A 20443-nucleotide genomic window follows, 5' to 3' on the forward strand; every position below is an offset into this window, starting at 1 on the left:
GAAAAATTCCTTTCTCTAGTAAAATATAAAATCTCGATTTTATAATAGAATGAATTATTCTTTTTCTTTTATTTATTCAGTAATTCCTTAGCAATCATGTTTTTCTGAATTTCAGATGTACCAGTCAAAATCCTAAACATCCGTACGTTCCTGTACATTTTCTCAACAGGGTGCCCCTTCATTAACCCTTGTCCTCCAAAGATTTGAACTGCATTGTCGGCAACTCGATTAGCAACCTCAGATGAATACAACTTAGCCATCGATGCACTTTCTCTTAGATTTTCACCGTGGTCAATCTTTTCAATCACATCGTAGAGCATGCAACGTGCCGCGTATATTTCAGTCGCCATCTCCGCTAACATGTGTTGAATGGCTTGAAAATCTCCTATTGGTCGTCCGAACTGGATCCGCTGCTTAGCATGATCGATAGATAAGTCTAATAAACGTTGTGCTACCCCAATGTATGTAGCGCCCCAAGAAGCCCGATTTTCATTTATTCTGCTAAGTCCCAACATCAACTCCTTGCCTGGTTGACCGAGAATATTGGCAGATGGCACTCGGCAATGATTAAAGATTAGCTCAGCTGTGCTCCGTTCTCCGGAAATTGGAACCTGAATGTTTCCTAATTCAAAACCTGGTCTACCCTCTAATTGTTTCTCTACAATAAAAGCAGTTACTCTTTCACTAGCTGGCTCCACAACTTCCTTCGCCAATACAATAGCCCAATCTGCATATGGAGCAGCGCTAATAAAATGCTTTTTACCATGTAATATATAGTTATCACCTTCGCGTACTGCCGTGGTTTGAATAGCACGGGCGTCGGATCCTGCCCCAGGTTCTGATAGTGCAAAACAACATCCCGCATCAGCATTAATCACTGGCATTACATATTTTGCTATTTGATCCGGAGTAAATATTTTTAACATCTGACCAATGCGTAAAGGTCCGCCTATTTCACCTAAAACATGCCCCCATAAAACCGCCCCTGATTTTGCCAGTTCTTCTTTTAAGATACATAGCCCTTTTAGGCAAAGTGACTGTCCCCCTACCTCCTTTGGAAGGTTGATGCCATAAAACCCGAGCTCCTTTGATCGTTTTCTGACCCATTTAATGTGTTCCATTGGAATCTCTTGTTCTGAATCAATTTCATGTTCACTTTCAAACGGTAACAACTCGTTGTAAATGAACTCAAGTAACCTCTCTTTTAAATGTTGAATATTCTCGATTTGTACTGTTCCATGCATACTTTACTCCTTTCCAAAACACATTCTTCCTAAATAAGAAAGCGGTTTCACTTATTTGATTTTCAGAATAGTTATAATATTCTTAATGGTTATTTTATATATGGCTACGAGTAAAGTAAAATGGTAATATATCATATAAACTTGAACCAAATTCATATAAAGAGGAGGTAACATTGTGCATTTAGAGCAATTAAAATATATTGTTGAAGTAGCTAAAACACGTTCGATTTCCGTCGCTGCCCAGAATCTTCATGTTTCTCAATCTACCATTAGTAAGGCAATTACCAGTTTAGAGCAAGAATTAAGCATTCAATTGTTTACACGTTCACGGTTAGGAGCCCTGCCGACAGCAGAGGGTAAAAACATTCTTAAAAAAGCGTATGAAATTGTCATTAAACTTGAAGAAATACAAGAAGAAGCGCACGAGCAAGCCTCATTAATAAACGGAGAATTAAATTTATCGGCAAGCCCAAGCTTTTTCCTACCAATTTTACTTGGCACGTTAACAAACTTTAAAAAAGACTATCCTACCTTTCGCATTCTTATGACAGAAAAAAAGTCACCGAATATTATTGAAGATGTTATCCAAGGAAGGATTGATATTGGATTAGCTATGCTCGATGAAATCGATTGGAATGCACATGAAGAGTTGATTTTCGAAGCCTTATTAGAGGGAAAAATCATGGTATGTGTCAGCAAACACTCTCCATTCGCATTCAGTGATTATATAACGCCTGAGGAGTTAATAAATGAAACAATAGTGATGTATGATGGGGTAATATGGAAAGATTCCATTTCTTTATTTATGAATAAATACGGACCAATGAATATTTTATTTACCTCTAACAATACCGAAGTCATTAAAAAAGCAGTTGCAGATGGTTTAGCGATAAGCTTTTTGATGGATATAGCACTAAAAGATGATCATTATGTTAATAGTGGAGATATTATTCCGATTCCATTAATAAATTTCGAATCTCATCAACGATCTTTCGGATGGGTACGATCAAAGAAAAAGCATTTTTCTTTGGCAGCTCGAGAATTTTTAAAATACCTCAAATTTAATATTTCCAAGTTAGAATAACGTATTACAAAATAATTTAATGATATTAAAACCGCATTTTTTTATGGACAGTTTCACAAAGACGAAAAAACAGCTCTATACCGATTAATGGACTTAAGATTGCAATTTAAGAAAGTAAAGATTTTATTCTAAAATGTTGACTTTCCCCCGCCATGGATTCGATTTTTTTATTTTCTTATTCGAATAATCATTAGTTTTAAAAAATAAGTCATTTATATAACCATAGGCTTTTTGCTATTTTGAAGCATTTAATTAAATGTCGCTTTTTTTATCTTTTTTAAGTCGAAACTTTTTTAAAAAAAATGTATAAAAAATAATAAGCGGTCTATACTATAAAAGATTTCACTTCCAAATCCAATGACAAGGAGGGTTAACCCGATGAGTGGGGCTGACCGGTAACTCAGAAGGACCATCAAAGCTGAATGAAGCTAAAGCACAGTTGTCTTAAAATTTAAGATCAATGCGGAAGCGAGGCAGTGTGTCATGGAGCACTATAAGTAAGTGAGAATCAGGCCCGGGAATAAAATCCCGGGTTTTTTGTTTTGGTACTATAGCTTTGAAAAAGCTTAATTGTTTGAAATAAAATTTTATTAAATCACTTCTTTAGTTATTCTTTGAGGGATTCTTTTTTAATTAACGTGTATAAAAAAGAATGAACGATCTATACTATTAAAGATTTCACTTCAAATCCAATGACAAGGAGGGTTAACCCGATGAGTGGGGCTGACCGGTAACTCAGAAGGACCATCAAAGCTGAATGAAGCTAAAGCACAGTTGTCTTAAAAATTTAAGATCAATGCGGAAGCGAGGCAGTGTGTCATGGAGCACTATAAGTAAGTGAGGATCAAGCCCGGGATTTTTTAATTCCGGGTTATTTTTTTGTTTTGGTACTGAGCTCATTAAGGTAATTTTTCAATGGATATTTATGCTAAAATTATACTTGAAGAGCCTTAACAATAAATCGAAAAACTAAAATTAAAAGACAGACAGGAGTTTGCTACGATGATTAAAGGTTTCGGAGGAATATTTTGGAGAACTAACAATCTTGATGTTATTAAAAAATGGTATAGCAAAGTGTTGAAGGTTGAAATAGAAGATTGGAATGGGACTATAATTAAACCCCAATTAGGCAATGAGACGATTTTTTCTTTCTTTACTGAAGATGACAGTTATTTTCCAACAGAACAACAAGTGATGTTAAATTTCCAAGTACATGATCTAAACGAGATGATTAAGCATCTTGAACAAATTGGTGTACCTCTTGCCAAGGAACAAGAGATTAGTGAATTTGGAAAGTTTATTTGCATTGAAGATCCTGATGGTCGACTGATCGAGCTGTGGGAGAAATAGCGGGTTGTAATACGTTGCAAATATAAAGGAAGTGCCTAATTCTTTTGAATTAAGCACTTCCCTTTTTTCTTTAGTTTGATGTTGTTTTCAAAAAAGACTGAAGAGCATCGAAGAAACGCTCACCGTATTTTTCGAATTTCACTTCACCAATCCCACTTACATGACGTAAGTCTTCTAGCTCTGTCGGCTTTTTATCACATAAATCACGCAATGTTTTATCAGAGAACACTACAAATGGTGGTACCTTTTCCTCATCTGCAATCTCTTTACGCAGTAATCGTAAATGCTCAAATAGCGGATCATTATCTACAAGCTTACGCACAGTAACAGCTTCTTTTCGCATGACCTGTCGATTCCCCAGTAGAACTTCTTTGCCTTCTTCTGATACATAAATGGTTGGAAACGTGCCATGTTTAACGGCAAGAACGCCCTCAGCAATTAAAAACTCAATAAAGGTTGAGACATCCTTTGAGGAATATTGTCCTTTTAATATTCCATAGGTAGACAGCCTTGCAAAGCCAAATTCCGAGACCTTTTGGTTTTTGGAGCCAATTAACACTTGGGCCACCATTGTCTTACCAAATTTTTGCCCCATCCTTACAACACAAGCTAACACCTTTTGTGCATCTACCGTCACATCTTTGACTTCCCGTCCATCATTACAATTACTACAACGACTACAAGGAGCCCCTGCCTCGTCGTCAAAATACGTTAAGATCGCATTTTGTAAGCAACCTTCTGTATGACAATAATCAACCATCGTTTGCAGCTTGGCTAATTCCTGTGAAATGCGTGTTTCATCCTGTGTTTGTTCAATTAAAAAGCGCTGTGTTTGAACATCACCTGATGCATACAGCAAAATACAGGCACTTGGCAAGCCGTCCCGTCCTGCACGTCCCGCTTCCTGATAATAACTCTCCATATTGCGCGGCATTTGATAATGAATAACAAAGCGTACATTACTCTTATCAATCCCCATTCCAAATGCATTGGTAGCTACCATTATGCGTGCTTCGTCTTTTAAAAAACGTTCCTGCTCAGACATACGCATGTCCTCTGACAGACCAGCATGGTATTTCGCCACAGCTTCGCCCGAGCGACTTAAAAGCTCATAGATTGCATCTACAGCCTTTCGTGTAGCTGCATAAATAATGCCCGCTTCATTTTTATTTTTCATTAAATAATTTTTAATGTAGCGCTCTTTGTGTTCACCGATTAACACAGAGAATGCTAAATTATCGCGCGAAAAGCCGGTAATTACAGTTGATTGCTCATCAATATCTAATAATTGTCTAATATCATCACAAACAGCTGGAGTAGCTGTTGCTGTAAGCGCCAAGACAGTTGGCTTTTGCGGCCACAATGTAAATAATTTTTGGATTGCTCGGTAACTTGGTCTAAAATCATGCCCCCACTGGGAAATACAGTGTGCTTCATCTACAGCAAGTAAAGGTACTGATAAATTCGATAGTACCTGTAAAAATGTTGCACTCTCTAATCGCTCAGGCGCTATATAAAGAAGCTTTAAATAACCTGCACTCGCTAGCTGCATCGTTTCATTCACTTCTTGCACGGTTAAAGTACTATTTATATATGCTGCCGGAATATTTGCAGCACGTAATGCTTCTACCTGATCTTGCATAAGAGAAATTAAAGGAGATACGACGACTGTGAGGCCATCTAGCATGAGTGCCGGAATTTGATAGCAAATTGATTTACCTCCGCCAGTTGGCATCACACAAAGACTTGATTGACCTCGTAATGTTTGTTCAATAATTGGTTCTTGTCCATTGCGAAATGAATCATAGCCAAAATGATGTTGTAGCATTTGTCTTGCTTGCTCCATCCAACTTTTCACTCCTCTGTTGTTAGGCGAATTAGTTTATACTCGCCTTGTTCATTTTTATTTATTTCATATACCATCATAGAGTTCGCAAGTGCCTCTTGACCAGCAGAATTTGTTAGTACATATTCTGATTTAGCACGCACAACAATATTTTGTCCTTTCATGCTGATGTCTTTAATCAACGTATTGGTAAAATGAATTTTCGCTTGCTTCGAGGCATAGTAGGCAACCATGTTATCCAATGTGCCTTGTACATCGTCAGTACCTACGAAAGGTTTCATGACACTAGCATCTTGAATCTCAACAGCTCCTTTTAAATGCTTATGAAATGTATCTAGAAACAGCTTTATTTCATCGGCATTATAAGCAAAAATATTCTTTCCGTATTGATCAATAGCTCGCTTGACTGCTTCTTTATCGCCTTGTTCAATATATGGATATAAGTTTTTGGATTGAGTTAGTCGATCATTTGTCTTCATATTACCTGAGATCCGTTCATCTAATAACTGTTCAATATCTTTATATGGCAATATAAACGGCTGTGAAACACCGTTTTGCTTGCGTTTAAAATAGATGCCCACAAGTTCACCATTCTCTGCTTCTAGAACCGGGCTCCCTATAAGTGTATTTTCTTCTGCATCTATGTAATAAGCTGCTACGTTGTCACTATATTTTTTTATGATGTGCGGTAAGCTATCGACATAAACAGCTAACTGATTTAATTCACCGTTATAGATGGTCGGCATCTTAACCGATGCGTTATATGGTACTTCTAAAATGGCTAAATTATATGCTGTAGATATATAGTGCACATCGGCTTCCATAAGTTTATCATTATTAAATTGTACGAGCGCAGCTGGCTTTGAAGCTACGAGCGCACCATTTGTCAAAATATAAAGTTTAGCGTCTTCTTTTTTAATAATGACTCCTGCACCGATTCCGTTCTCCCCAACTACTTTCACTTCCGGTACAATTTTTTCTTGCTGCTTCGTCACAGTTTTTTCCGATTTCACATCGGACTTTTTAGTATGAAACACCTCTGCCAATGTTTCATTTCCACAGCCCGTTAATAATAAAGCTGTTGCTCCAAGAATGAGCATCTCTTTCCGCATACGTTCACCAAAACTTTCTATCAAATCTGCCTCTGCATAAGGCACGATGTTGGTCACTCAAGCATTCACACAAGATGTGAAGTTCATGGCATGAGTTCCGCTATCTCAGCGGAAATTTGTATACCCGCCAAAAAGTAACCTCACCCCACATTTATCTTATCACCAATGCTGAATGCAAGATAAACATCTTTCTTTACTATCATAAACAAGGTTACTATACGTTTCAAGTTTACATAATAATATTATCTAAGGTTTGGTGTTATAAAAATATTGCCCTCGCCTTTTACTCAATTCGTTATACCTATAAAAAACGGCTCTTTTTTAGGTTTGCTATGAAAAATGGCTTATAATTTGCGGTTAAAATGTTATTTAAAAAAGAAGTCTTCTCGTTCATTAATTTTATAGACAATACATTGTCCATTTTGTTACGATGATTTTAGACAATGTATTGTCTAAAAGAAAGGACATCTTTATGAACAAAGACTTATTTCTAATGCAACAAATATATTCAGCCCTTTTTTCTGTTGGCAATAAAATTCAAGTACAATCCGATCAATATATAGAAAAATTAACATCTAGACAATTTATGGTTATTTTAGCTATTGCTCATTTACCTGAAGATCAAACATCGTTCAACAATATCGCAAGAAAACTAGGAACGACTAAACAGAATGTAAAACAACTAGTCACTACTATGAAAAACAAAGGATATGTTGAAATTGCCCCTAGTCAGCATGATAAACGTGCGGTCAACACTACAATTACTGAGTTTGGTAAACAAGTTGCATTAGAGGCAGGAGAAAAAGGAACTTATTTTTTAGCGGATCTTTTTAAAAATTTTTCTACTAATGAACTAGAGACAATGTGGGGTCTATTAAAGAAGTTATATAGTTTTGATGGTGAAGAACAGGATGGTTTTGAAGAGCACAGTAACTTGACAATGGATGAAAATCAAAATGACGTTCAGCTGAAGGTTTTAAAGGAATTTGAAAGACGAAGAAATCATATAGAGGGAGAATGAGAAATGAAAGATAGATCCGAGAAATTAATTAATATTGAAGAATTTGTCTCGGTTAACGGTGTAAATCATTATTTATTTCATTCAGGTACTAATTATGATAACCCAGTATTACTTTATTTACATGGTGGTCCTGGTAGTGTTGAATCCCTTTTTGCTCATGCTTTTCAAGAAAAATTAGAAGAAACTTTTACGATTGTTCATTGGGATCAGCGTGGTGCTGGAAAAACACTTACTAAAAACCCCGATAAATATCCTACAATTGATGTCATGCTAGAAGATTTATATGGAATTATTCAATATTTAAAGCAGAAATATAAAAAGGAAAAGATCGTTTTACTCGGAAGGTCTTGGGGCACTATTTTAGGAAGTATATTTATTAAGAAATATCCTGTAGACATTGCTTATTATATCGGCGTGGCACAAGTTGTCTCCTTTCTTGAAAATGAGCGTGTTGCTTATGAAAAAATGAAGGAACAAATAGTAAAGGCTAATGATAAAAAAGCTCTAAAAAAGCTAGAAGCTATAGGAACTTATCCTGGAGAAAAAATAAAGTTTGATCGAGAGTTTTTAAAGAAATGTATGAAAATCCGAAAACTTCAAGGGAAATATGGTTTAGCTGCGAAGAGTGATCTTCCTGTATTTATATCAGCATTTAAAAGTCCTATTTTTAAATTATCAGATCTTCTCGCATTTTCAAAAGGACTGAAAGCAAATAGCAAGGTCCATGAATTTTTAGAAGACTTTGACCTGACGACAGAATCCTCAGATTATAAAGTTCCCATTTATTATATTTTAGGTGAAAATGACTGGCAGGCTCCCTCCATTATTGCAGAAGAATACTTTACTAAAATTAATGCTCCCCATAAAAAATTATTTATCATTCCAAATGCCGGACATAGAATCATGACAGACGAAACGAACTTGTTCTCAGATACATTATTTCAGATATATAACAATGAACATTGTATGGAGGCGTCTAGATCTTATAAAAGCTCATAATAAAAATGAGAACTCAAAGCCGATTTTTTAATAAACAAGGTGAAATCGGCTTTCTTCATATCTTATAGGTGTAGCTTTAAAAAAAGACATGCCGTATATTCGCGCATGCCTCAACATTATTTTTTCTTCAACATAAGTGTAGTAGCTATAATGCCAATCATTAATATGATAAAAATCAAATAAGTAAATGTATGGTTTCCAGTCACATCATAGCAGTAGCCGATCAGTATTGGGATGATGGAGCTTATCATAAAGCCACCTGAAAGCACCATAGATGACCAGCTATTTGCCTCCTCGTCATTTCTTGCCTCATCCAATGGTAACAATAAACCAATTGGAAATAAGCCACTTAATACGATCCCTATTATGAATACCGCAATCCATAATAAAGTCCCTGAGCCTAACCATAGCAACACAAAGCCGATCACGCCAAAGAACCCTAAAGAAAAGAGCCAAGCGATTCGACTGGACCATTTTTCCATTAGTATAGGAACTAAAATATTTCCAATCATCTGTACAATAGACATAAAAGTTAGCATAGAGCTTGCAGCCCCAAGAGAGAAGCCCTTAGCCTGTACTATCGGTACTAGCCATGACATTATTGAAAAGAACAAAGATGTTTGTATGCCAAAGTAAATTAAAATGGTCCAAGCACGAGCATTTTTCCAAGGATTTCGTGCTGCATTTTCTGTCAATACACCTTTCTCTGGCAGCTCTTCATTTTGTATTGCTAGTAACCATATACAAAGAGCAATGATAGCAAGTATTGCCCAGCTGCCAAGCGCCATCGTCCAGCTCTCCTGAAAATGATTATAAAATGTTATGGTTAGCGCTGCACTCAATGTTGCCCCTGTTCCTATTCCAAATGAATAAATACCTACAACGGTTGTAAAACGGTTCGGGAATTTTTTCTTTATATAGGCATTTAATATAGGTCCAATAAGTGCAATGGCAAATCCTGCAGCAAAGCTTGTGACGACAAGTAGTACATAACTTTCTTTTAAAAAGCGTAGCCCATTTGCTAATGCCAGGATCATAATTAAGAGCGTAATTGCAGTTTTTGTTCCGAGTTTTCTTTGTAATGGTACTGCGAATGGTGCAAAGAGACCCATACAAAACACCGGAATAGAAGTTAAAAAACTCATTTTTGTATTTGATATATGGAGTGATTCCAAAAGTACATTAAATAGTGGTCCTATTCCTGTGACTGCTGGGCGCATATTGAGTGCAACGAAGAAAATACTAACAGCCACAAGTACCATGGAAACACGCCATTGCTTTTTCTCCATACTTTCTAAAAACCTTCTCTCTATTTTTACGGTTAAAAATTCAACTAAATTTGTCAGATCTCAGAATTCTCACTATTCCCTTTTACCATTTTTTCTAGTATCGGTCAATTTCATGGCAATTAATGATGAAAAGATGCGGCTTATACACTTACATTTTTTTAGGCGCAGCCATTCCCAATAAGGCTAACGATTCTTTTAAAACAATGGCTACACAATGACAAAATGCTAATCGTAATGTTCTCTGGTTGTCATCGACCAATATTTTATTTTGAGCATAATATTTATTAAATACACGCGCTAATTGCCATGCATATTTAGCAATTTGTGATGGATCTGCTTGCTCAAAAGCCTTGGCAATTACTTTCGGAAACTGTTCTAGTAATAAAACGACTGGCCACGCATGCTCCCCTAATGCTTCAAACGATAATTCGTAACTTTGTTCATTTGCTTTTTCCAAAAGAGATGAGATACGAGCATACGTATATTGAATATATGGCCCTGTTTCACCTTCAAAATGCATCATGTGCTCAATCGAAAACTCAATATCATGAAGACGATTATTTTTTAAATCGTTAAAAATAACCGCTCCTACACCAACCTGACGTGCAATGTTCTCTTTATCCACTAGATTCGGATTTTTTCCCTCGATATTTCGCTTCGCCGTAGCAATCGCTTCTGTAAGTACATCTGCTAACAAAACGATCTTTCCTTTACGCGTCGACATTTTTTTACCCTCTTTTAGAATCATCCCAAAAGGTACATGCTGTAAGTCTTTTGTCCAATCATACCCCATCTTTTCAATGACTTTAAATAGTTGGTGAAAATGAAGCGATTGTTCATTTCCTACAACATAAAATGATTTTTTAGGGTCATATTGTTGTTTACGATAAAAAGCAGCTGCTAAATCACGTGTAGCATAGAGCGTAGCACCATCTGTTTTAGTTATTAAGCAAGGTGGCATATTATCTATTTCAACGACATAAGCACCCTCCGATTTCACAAGCAGGTCTTTTTCCACCAACTCTTTAACAACAGCAGTCATTTTGTCATTGTAGAATGCTTCCCCAGCGAAAGAATCAAAGTTAATTCCTAGTAGTTGATAAATGATTTTGAATTCTTCGAGTGATGCATCTCTAAACCATTGCCATAAAGCTAAAGCCTCTTGATCCCCATCTTCCAATGCTTTAAACGCTGTACGTGCCTGTTCGTTGAGTGTTTCATCCTGCTCCGCTTCTTCATGGAACTTCACATAAATTTTTAACAGTTCCTCGATTGGGGCAGCTTCAATTGTTTTTTGATCTCCCCATTTTCGATAGGACACGATTAACTTACCAAACTGTGTTCCCCAATCTCCTAAATGATTAATGCGAATTGCTTGATAGCCGTTTTTCTCGGCAATGTTGGCCAATGCATTGCCAATCACAGTAGAACGTAAATGACCCATGGAAAAAGGCTTTGCTATATTAGGTGAAGAAAAATCCAACACTACATTCCCCTTCGATTTCTGCTGAGTCCCGTACAAATTTTCTTCTTTTACTATTCGGCTAAGCACTTGATGTGTAATCGTCGGTTGATGGTAAAATATATTGACATACCCACCTACTACTTGAACCTCTTGTATGAAATCACAGCTTACATTGTTTTTTATGTCGGATGCGATACTGTTTGGAGATTTTCTTAATTTTTTTGCCAGTGTGAAGCACGGAAATGCCAAATCCCCTAAGTCCAAATTTTTCGGTTTTTCTAATAAGCTTTGAATGTCATTGACAGATAACTCATTATTTAATGCCACAGCGATACTTTTCGCAATTTGTGTATGCATGTTCATTCTCCTTTCAATTTAAAATCAATTACGCCTTGGCGTAATTGCGTCCGGATTTTGAATTGTGCCCGCACAATTCATTCCTTTGAAAATCCGTGACATCCGCCGGAGGCTTTGTCTTCACTCGGTAGGTGTTTGTACATTCACTGAAAAGGGACCACATCCCCTTTTCATCTTCTAGCTTTAGCAGTAAGAGACTTCTACTGAATGAAGATAAAAAAAGCCCCCGTCTCTAAAAATAGAAACGAGAGCATAGTTATCCCGTGGTACCACTCTAGTTGCCATATCAATATGACCACTTTCCATTGTTAACGAGGTGACTCCCCGATATTCTCTACTACTAATTCGAGAACCTTCTCCAAAGTGCGTTTCATTTATGGCTACTGCATTAGGCTCACACCATCCCTAATTCGCTTTCCAGTAGCTCCATAAACTACTCTCTTTTTCATTGAATTTATCCGTAATTTCCGAATACTCTACACGAACTCCAGATCGAAGTCAACAGCCTTTTCTGAATCATCAGTCAAAAAACGTGCTAGGAAGTAACTGATCTCGCCATCATATCTTTCTACACTATTTAAGCATCTTAAAATCATACGAATGAATTGACTTTCCCCTTACCGAAGTCAATATTGCATGTAATCCCTCCAATTGAATTTCACTTACCTTTTTACCACTTTTCAACGAATACACTTCTATATAATATTTATCCTTTTTCTTAGCATCATATCTTACAACATACAGTTTATCATCTTTAAAAAAAGTGGCTTCATTATGCCTTACACCATCTTGTGAAGGATTTTCAATCGTAAATTTAATATCGATGTCATCTGTTAATTTATTTAACGTAAATACTTCTCCTAGTCCGTTCATATAATAAAATTCATTTTCATATAAGTAAGTTGAATTATTTGTACTATACGGTATTAGTGATATTAAGTTATCATGATCTTTATAAGTAGCTAGGACAATCCTTTCTTGTTCCAACGTTTCTCTATTTATACGAAAAAGTATCTCATTTTCGCTATTTAAATCTACACTATCACCCTCACTAAGAACAATATAATAATATTTTTCATCACTTACGATGGAAGACGAAGGACCATATTCCATATTTTTTTCATTTTTAAGCTGAATCATATTTTCAACTTTCACTTTATTCTCTTCAAAAATCACTTTTCTTACATCATATAGATTTTTCTCTAAATCTCTTGTCAATATTAAAACTTCATTTTCCCCTACTCCAGATGTCAATATGTAATATGGAATATTCCCTATTTCAAACCCTTCCTCATTCCCGAATATTACATTTGAATTATAGCCACCTGCATCTGTAGATGTATCTATTCCCGAATTATAAATACTAAAATATAAATTTTGCTGTTTTAAATATCCTGTTATTTCTCCTGTATGTTGATATTTCATCTCAAATTCTTGATAGTTATCCCCAATTAATCTGATTTTATCTTTACTTTCTAACAAAACCTCTTCTTCATTACCTTCAGATACCGCTATACTACCTAGCTCTAAACCATTCATTTTATATGCACTAGTCTTACCTTTATCGTCAAGAAATACGGCTAAACTTACGCCTCCATTAAACATATCTTGATCCGCTGTAGTTGAAAAATACAGGATGGCTTGCTTATCTGCCAAAAATCCTTCCCTCTGAATATCTTTCTCTCCAATATACTTACTTTGAAAATAACGATTGTATATGAATATTGCTATTACTAGGATAAATAGTCCAATAATACTTATATATATTTTCCTCATCGCATCCTCCAATTCATAAAAAGACAATGAGCTAATAGTCATAACTCATTGCTTTTTCTTTTACTTAGATATTTCGAACCAACTTTGTTTTACTAGCATCTCGGACATCTCTAGGATATACGCCTAGCCCACCATCTTTATCCAAATCTAAATTGCCATTTAACATATAAGCTGACCAAATTAATTTCGAACAATTTTTGGCACCTGTATGACTTGTTGTTCTATTTGTAGCAAAATTATATGAATAGTCATCCTTTCCTACTCGACTATATGCCCAATCCGCAGCATTATTTCTATTAGATGTTGATGTCGTGACTGATTTTACACAAGCCCCACCTTTGTCTACTAGTCTAAATTTAGTAGGAATAGTACGAACCCCATCATTCGGTACAGATTCAACGATTAAATCACTGGCATAGTACATACCAACATGCCCGTGATTTAAATAGGCTGTTTGAGAATCAGTATAAAAAAAGTTCCCTTTTGTACTTGTTCCTACAGAAACAGTCCCCCCGCTACCTCCTCTTTTTCTATTTTCTTTTAAGCCTTGTAATTCATTTTGCTTCAGTTCATCATAAATTTGTTTAGCTACGTTCTCCGTTGTATCCCCTGTATTTTCCGCAATTACATTAATCTCTGAAATTAATTCTTCGACGCTGACATCTGGTTGCATCTATAAAATTTCATTTAAATAGGGCAATTCTTCACTTTCTGCAAAAGATACATTTGGCATAAGTAAACCTATCAAACTCACTGCAAATAAACTAAATAATATAATTTTCTTCATTCAAACCTCTCCTTTACTTTTTTATAGTTTTGAGTAATATACCATAGGCTATCTGAATTTAAAAATCAGTTTTTTTTGATATTTCAACGAATTTTGATAACGCTTAAACTTGACTTTTTCGATGCAGTATCTTCGACATGGAAAACTAAACAAGAACGTCCTATATAGTTTTAAGTTTTAAACGATTTCAAACTCCTATCCTATATTAGTACGATGAAATATAAGGATATCGTGTAAACAAAAAAGGCGTCCAGTTAACGCCTTTTCCTTTTCACCCACAGCAAAAATTTAAGGTCACCTTCAAAAATAGAAAGGTGACCTCAAAAAAATTTATGGTGTCAATGATTAAGTAGAATCCGATCAGAGATGAAGGAATATGGGTTCTTAACTTTTGAAAGATAATTTTATGACCATTGATAATTAAGTATGAATCAATTGGAAATAGATAAAAAGTAAAGGTTCTTTCTATTAAAATAACTTAACTTTACTGAAATATGAGCTGTCATTTAAAGTCAACAGTCTTTTCGGAATTATCAAGAAGTAAATTGTACATTAAAAATGTTCTGCTGAATAATTAACAATAACACTTCTTTCAGCCTGCCATACATTTCGCACCTTATTTTTCTTAATGTCATAGTACAAAAGTACACTCTCTTTAGGTATTTCCAAAATACTATAACTCTTTTGTTCATCAATAAAACTAGATAAAAAATAAAACCCTTCTTTTTTTTCATCGAATTTAATGGCGCGAATTTTCGAATAAACACCATTACTGTCTAGTAAGGGCTTTACGGTGTTGGATTGGATATCTATTTCTACAACATGCGAAATAGAACTGTCTACAGCTTCATCATAACTGATTATTACTGAGCTAGCATCTGGTGACAATGATGCGCCACTAATAAATCTCTCTACATCGGCTATATGTTTTATTGGTTGACCTTCTATACTATATATATCTAAACTATATTTGGTCGGTTGTGATTTCGTTTGATTTTTATTAGCCTCTGTAAGTTTCTTCTGATCTTCGTTCTCAGAGAAAGAGACTACCATTAATTGATTATTATTCGGGTTATAATTAAAATCTAAAACACTTCTGTCCTTATTGTCTTCTTCCCAAATTTGTATTTTCTTTGTTTGAAGATTGTACGTAGCTATATGAAAATTTCTAAATTCATCTCTTAATAGTATTCTCATCAAAATAATATTTTGGTCTTTGTCTATTTGGATAAAATCAACGTTCTTAAATACAGTGGTTAACTGTTCCATCTGATTCGTGTTTAGGTCATTTTCAAATAATTGTATTGTATGATCTGATATGCCATCAGCAAAATACAATTTATTAGTACGTTCAGAAAAAGCGAAAGCAGTATAATCCGCCGTTTCTTTACTAAAGAGTAATTTACTTTTATTTTGAATCTGGTCAAAAAGATAGAAGTTAAATTTTAAAGTTTTTGGATCAAACAAATTGATGTAAAGATTAGATTCAGAGGCATTAGGATCATCAATTGAAAAAATTTTTTTATTAAAGGCAATGCAAATCATTACGATGATTATCAAAATAACTAAAAATCTTTTCAAGATCCCCACCCTTTCTACTATATAGGATTAAAAGGATTTATTCTGATAAATCCCATAAAGTTTTATAGTTTTCCCTACTATTAATAGTACCCCTCACTCTAACTATCTAGAACTCCCTGTTTAGCAAACGAATACTCACAATACACATATCACTGTTTTTATATAATAAAAGTAAAACCAGTATTATTTGGCAATCGTCTAATAAATGAACACGTAAGGAGGGACGATATGGAGGAAACAATAACAGCAGGCGACTTATCACGAGATCAGGTGATTGAGGAGCTAATGACCGATTATGGTCAAGCGATTCTGCAGCTTGTTTATACATATGTACATGATACTGCTCTTGCTGAAGATTTAACGCAAGAGATTTTCATCAAGTGCTATAAGGCTCTCTCAACGTATCAGGGGCATTCCAGCTTAAAAACTTGGTTGTGGCGTATTGCTATTAATCATTCAAAGGATTATATAAAGAGCTGGTACAAGAAAAACGTCGATGTTACTGAAACAAATGTGTTAGCGGAAGCATTGGAAACGAGTGATTTGCTTGAGCAAGTTGTGAAAAATAGTGAGGACGAGGCGTTGTTTGACTTAGTAATGGCACTCCCCGTTAAGTATCGTGAACTTATTTATTTTTATTATTTTGAGGACTATTCGATCCAGGAGATTGCTAGCCTTTTATCATTGAATAACAACACGGTGAAAACAAGACTTCGTAAGGCACGTTCTTTGTTACAAAAAGCGTTAGGAGGGAATCCATTTGATGGAAACACGTTTTAAACAAGCTATGAAAAATCAATTTAAAAAGGTGCAGTTTACAGAGACACATAAGGAAGCTGTGCGCAAAGGTATTCATGAGGAACTTTCGGATCAAGTGCTGTTACCGATGTTACAAACGCTGCGCTCAGGTTATGAGATTACGCAACTTCTTTATACAAAAAACAAAGAGGTTGTTCATTTAAATGAAGGGATGATCTATGCGACGCTTCATCGACTCGAACAGCAACAACTCATCGTAAGTGAGTGGCATGAGAACGAAAAGCGGTATGTTCTCTCGCGTAAGGGCGTTAAGTTACTAACAAAGCTTAATAATGAAACGGACAAACTCCCTGCTTTTGAGCAATTACTGAAGGAGGTACGGCTATGCGAACGATTAAAGAATTTACTCAACATGTAAAGGGACATATTCGGAACAAAGAGGCACATGATGCTGTTGAAAAGGAGTTGGCCTATCATTTAGCGAAGTCGAAACAGGCTTGGCAGGAAAAGGGCTATAACGATGCAGATGCGGAACAACAGGCTGTCCGTGAAATGGGTAATGCTACAAATCTCGGCGTATCACTCAATCAGATTCATCAGCCGAAAATCGATTGGCTACTCGTAATTCCATTTATGCTAGCAGCAATGTGTAGCTTCTTACCGCTTCTGCCAGCTGAGCTCTCGTTACGAGATTTTATCATTCGTAATATCTTTATTGTTATTGGTGGCATTGCTGTAACACTCTTCTTAATGCGACTCGATTTTCGTAGACTAGAGCGCTATTCCACACATATGTATGTAATTGCATGTCTTTTATTTCTTATTATTTTAAATGGTAACTACACAATCAATGGAGTGATCTTTTTTAAAGTAGGACCAATTGGACTTAAAGGTTGGATGACGTTGCCCCTTTTTTTAATTGCTTTTGCAGGGCTTTTCGCTAAACAAAAAAAATCATTATCATTGCTGCTCATTCTTTATTTTATCGGCGCGTTCTGTTACTTGCGATTGCCGGATATTTCACTATTTTGTACATATTCAGCGATTGTTGCCACTTTATTTTATGCGAGCAGTTTTTCTCGCAAGCAAAAGCTAGTAATTACCGGAGCATTTAGTTTCCTATTTGCAGCACTAATCAGCTACTTAATGTTGGCGCCTTTTAAATCGTACCAGCTTGAAAGAATGCAGACCATCTTTACACCAGGCTTAGATGAGAATTCTTTTGTTGCAATTAATTCAACTGTAATGAAGCAACTCACTTGGTTTGGCACCAGCACTCAACCGTTTGCTGGTGGAGCGCATACTGATTTTGCATTACTCACAATTTTACAAACGTACGGGATTATTGCTGGAGTAATCGTTGTATGCATTCTTTGCTTCACCATTTATCGTATAGCGCACACATTAGGTTTCATTCATAACGAATACGGTCGTTTATTAATTGTAGGTGGCCTCGCCTTTGTCACAACTCAAATTGTCTATCACATACTTATGCTTTTCGGGCTTGTACCCTTTATGTCAATGCCAATCCCATTCATTAGCCATGGTGTTTTCCCTATGCTACTTGGAAGCGTTGCAATCGGCTTGACACTTAGTATTTATCGAAGAAAATCCTATATTTAATATTTAAAGTGTTTGAATGCTTTTTAATACGACGTAAGTGACCTTTTACCAGTCTAGCTGATAGAAGGTTACTTTATTTTTAGCCTTAGCTATAACATAAGGCTCTCCAAGCTTTTTCTAATTGTTATTTAATTACTCTCACTCTATCGTAGCTGGTGAACCCCTGTTTACAACGTTTTTATTTTGAATAATGGCTATGTCATTTCAATGTCAAAATCAATTAGTGAGGAATGAATATCTGTTGACGAGTTTTTTGTCACCGAATCTGAAATTTAGGAGAATAATAAACTCTATCATCAATTGAAATAAGAACTTCGAATAAAAAAACATAGGGAGATTTTAGTCTTCCTATGTTTTCAATCATTTTATTTATCTGTTTGTTTTTGCTTTTTTTTCAAATACTCCGCACGTATTTTTTCTAGTTGCTGCTTTTTATCAAATTTGGCAGGCTTGTTCTTTTCATGATACTTTGTCACAGCCTTCTGACCTTTGGTATCCAATTGATATTTCCCCACTTTGTTCACCTACTTTTCTTATCTTTAAAGAGAATCTATTCAACAAATATAATATACATTATTTTACTGAAGTAAACCTTTTTACTTTATTAGTATACTGCCTAACCTTGCATATATCAGTAAAAATTGTGTACAACATAAGATATTTGAGAAATAATTTGTATGCAATGCAAGAGAGAAAAGCTTAACGCACCTATTAATGTAATTATATTTATTCGATTGTAATACTAATACCATTTATTTTATTTTTATTTGCCGAACCAGCTGAACATGATAAAAATAGCATTTTTTTACTTTTTGGTATGTTTTGTAAAATTATATCTTATAATAGGAAGTGTTTATACGCTATAAAGAAATAGATTGAGAGGTATACATATGAAAAAATTTTTAAAAATTTTCTCTATTACTATTCTTGTTATTATAATCGTGTCGTTAGTAGCTTTGCTATTATTTGGACGTAACAACCATAGTAATTTATCTGGAAGCGTTTCTGAAAAAATTGATCAATATTTGACAAATGAAAAATTTCAGGGAACCGTCCTAATTGCAAAGGAAGGTGAAGTTTTATTTACAAAAGGTTACGGATCGGCGGCCACTGATTTACCTAATAGCCCAAGCACACTCTATCAGATTGCTTCATTATCTAAAACGTTCACTGCAGTAGCAGTCATGCAATTAGTAGAAAAGGAGCTTCTAAACTTAGATCATCCAATTTCGCAATACTTCCCAGACTTTCCGAATGGAGAGACTATTACAATAAGTCATCTACTAAGTCATAGTTCGGGAATTCCTGATTATCTAAAGACGGATTTCAAATTTGACTACAGCAAAGAATGGAATCCATATGATATTGTAAATACCGTTAAAGATTCTGAATTAGAGTTTACCCCAGGTAAAAGCTTTAGTTATAGTAATACAGGTTATGTAGTGTTAGGACTAATTATTGAAAAAGTCAGCGGACAGTCCTATGCAAATTATATAGAAGAACATATTTTTGAGCCGAGCAACATGTTAAATTCTATATTTACGGTTCCCGCTGATATACCGAAAGCGGAAGGACATGTAGAGGGGGAAGTCGGACCCTTCATGCATAATTCTGCAGCGTACGCAGCTGGGGATATCATTTCTACTGCTGAAGATTTAGATCTGTTTGATAGAGCCTTGCGTAATAATGTATTGATAAGCAAAGAAACATCAGAACTGATGAGTACGACCCATGCTAAAAAGTTTCCGAATCAATATGGCTATGGATGGTATACTCAAGATGTCATGGGGAAAAAAGCAGTTGGACATCCAGGAGGATATCCGAGTGGTTTCCGTCATTATGTTACACGGCTAAATGACGAGGAATTAACAGTGATCGTTCTTAGCAACGAGATGACAGTGAATTCAAAAAGAATCAACCGTAATCTTACATCTATCGTTCTTCAGCAACCAATTTGGTTATGGGAAGAGAAACTTTAATTCCTTTTCTCAAATTTGACAAAAGATAATTTATTTTCATGTTCCTTAATCCATTCTTTAAATGGTTTCTTTTCACTAGACATACTTTACACTCCCATCCACAGCTACAAATACTGTAATCTTAATGTAAGTGTAAAGTCTTTACCTAAAAAAGCCACACTCGCAATGAGT

At 35.4% G+C, this 20443-nt stretch carries 16 protein-coding genes, 1 pseudogene and 1 other annotated feature; of the genes and pseudogenes, 8 read left to right on the plus strand and 9 right to left on the minus strand.

Translation table 11 applies throughout. The annotated features are described in order from the left end of the window. Window positions 1–68: 68 nt before the first annotated feature. Window positions 69–1244, minus strand: coding sequence for an acyl-CoA dehydrogenase family protein (locus ACYQ73_RS07225; protein WP_460011852.1), 1176 nt, complete (start codon window positions 1242–1244; stop codon window positions 69–71). A 175-nt stretch (window positions 1245–1419) separates the two neighbouring features. Between ACYQ73_RS07225 and ACYQ73_RS07230 the strand changes: the two genes are divergently transcribed. Both ACYQ73_RS07230 and ACYQ73_RS07235 read left to right on the plus strand, forming a co-directional pair. Then, window positions 1420–2328, plus strand: a complete 909-nt coding sequence (locus tag ACYQ73_RS07230) for a LysR family transcriptional regulator (RefSeq protein WP_460011853.1) — start codon at window positions 1420–1422, stop codon at window positions 2326–2328. A 1002-nt stretch (window positions 2329–3330) separates the two neighbouring features. Continuing rightward, window positions 3331–3678 (plus strand): VOC family protein, encoded by a 348-nt coding sequence (locus ACYQ73_RS07235; protein WP_460011854.1) that lies wholly within the window; start codon window positions 3331–3333, stop codon window positions 3676–3678. Window positions 3679–3748: 70 nt separating this feature from the next. On the opposite strand, the gene recQ is transcribed toward ACYQ73_RS07235, so the two are convergent. Beyond that, window positions 3749–5524: a DNA helicase RecQ gene (gene recQ / locus ACYQ73_RS07240; RefSeq protein ID WP_460011855.1), complete on the minus strand. Its 1776-nt coding sequence runs from the start codon at window positions 5522–5524 to the stop codon at window positions 3749–3751. Between the two features lie 8 nt (window positions 5525–5532). Continuing rightward, on the minus strand, window positions 5533–6693 hold the full coding sequence (locus ACYQ73_RS07245; protein WP_460011856.1) for a TcaA NTF2-like domain-containing protein: 1161 nt from the start codon (window positions 6691–6693) through the stop codon (window positions 5533–5535). A gap of 436 nt (window positions 6694–7129) precedes the next feature. Between ACYQ73_RS07245 and ACYQ73_RS07250 the strand changes: the two genes are divergently transcribed. Continuing rightward, a complete protein-coding gene (locus tag ACYQ73_RS07250; protein ID WP_460011857.1) occupies window positions 7130–7657 on the plus strand; it encodes a MarR family winged helix-turn-helix transcriptional regulator in 528 nt (175 codons plus the stop codon). 3 nt (window positions 7658–7660) lie between these two features. Further along, window positions 7661–8656: an alpha/beta fold hydrolase gene (locus tag ACYQ73_RS07255; protein WP_460011858.1), complete on the plus strand. Its 996-nt coding sequence runs from the start codon at window positions 7661–7663 to the stop codon at window positions 8654–8656. 116 nt (window positions 8657–8772) lie between these two features. On the opposite strand, the gene ACYQ73_RS07260 is transcribed toward ACYQ73_RS07255, so the two are convergent. The 5 genes and pseudogenes from ACYQ73_RS07260 to ACYQ73_RS07280 form a co-directional block, all read right to left on the minus strand. Next, complete coding sequence (locus ACYQ73_RS07260) at window positions 8773–9945, minus strand: MFS transporter (RefSeq protein WP_460011859.1); 1173 nt, start codon at window positions 9943–9945, stop codon at window positions 8773–8775. A 148-nt stretch (window positions 9946–10093) separates the two neighbouring features. Next, entirely contained in the window at window positions 10094–11773 is a 1680-nt protein-coding gene (gene argS / locus ACYQ73_RS07265; protein WP_460011860.1) for an arginine--tRNA ligase, read from the minus strand. Between the two features lie 231 nt (window positions 11774–12004). Next, window positions 12005–12225: a binding site (T-box leader), on the minus strand. A 115-nt stretch (window positions 12226–12340) separates the two neighbouring features. Continuing rightward, window positions 12341–13543 (minus strand): hypothetical protein, encoded by a 1203-nt coding sequence (locus ACYQ73_RS07270; RefSeq protein WP_460011861.1) that lies wholly within the window; start codon window positions 13541–13543, stop codon window positions 12341–12343. A 64-nt stretch (window positions 13544–13607) separates the two neighbouring features. Beyond that, window positions 13608–14330: pseudogene (locus ACYQ73_RS07275) on the minus strand (YiiX/YebB-like N1pC/P60 family cysteine hydrolase). 552 nt (window positions 14331–14882) lie between these two features. Next, window positions 14883–15911: a hypothetical protein gene (locus tag ACYQ73_RS07280; protein WP_460011862.1), complete on the minus strand. Its 1029-nt coding sequence runs from the start codon at window positions 15909–15911 to the stop codon at window positions 14883–14885. 228 nt (window positions 15912–16139) lie between these two features. Here ACYQ73_RS07280 and ACYQ73_RS07285 point away from each other — a divergent pair, with 228 nt between their 5' ends. From ACYQ73_RS07285 to ACYQ73_RS07295, 3 genes are read left to right on the plus strand one after another with little or no spacing between them, the layout of a single operon-like run. Further along, window positions 16140–16691, plus strand: a complete 552-nt coding sequence (locus ACYQ73_RS07285) for a sigma-70 family RNA polymerase sigma factor (protein WP_460011863.1) — start codon at window positions 16140–16142, stop codon at window positions 16689–16691. Continuing rightward, complete coding sequence (locus tag ACYQ73_RS07290) at window positions 16675–17088, plus strand: helix-turn-helix transcriptional regulator (RefSeq protein WP_460012313.1); 414 nt, start codon at window positions 16675–16677, stop codon at window positions 17086–17088. Before ACYQ73_RS07285 ends, ACYQ73_RS07290 begins: the two co-directional genes overlap by 17 nt. Continuing rightward, window positions 17055–18293, plus strand: coding sequence for an FtsW/RodA/SpoVE family cell cycle protein (locus tag ACYQ73_RS07295; RefSeq protein ID WP_460011864.1), 1239 nt, complete (start codon window positions 17055–17057; stop codon window positions 18291–18293). The genes ACYQ73_RS07290 and ACYQ73_RS07295 overlap by 34 nt, the downstream gene beginning before the upstream one ends. A 365-nt stretch (window positions 18294–18658) precedes the next feature. On the opposite strand, the gene ACYQ73_RS07300 is transcribed toward ACYQ73_RS07295, so the two are convergent. Next, window positions 18659–18808: a hypothetical protein gene (locus ACYQ73_RS07300; RefSeq protein ID WP_402871522.1), complete on the minus strand. Its 150-nt coding sequence runs from the start codon at window positions 18806–18808 to the stop codon at window positions 18659–18661. A 375-nt stretch (window positions 18809–19183) separates the two neighbouring features. Between ACYQ73_RS07300 and ACYQ73_RS07305 the strand changes: the two genes are divergently transcribed. After that, window positions 19184–20272, plus strand: a complete 1089-nt coding sequence (locus ACYQ73_RS07305) for a serine hydrolase domain-containing protein (RefSeq protein ID WP_460011865.1) — start codon at window positions 19184–19186, stop codon at window positions 20270–20272. Window positions 20273–20443 lie beyond the last annotated feature (171 nt).

The organism is Lysinibacillus sp. CTST325 (assembly GCF_054665055.1).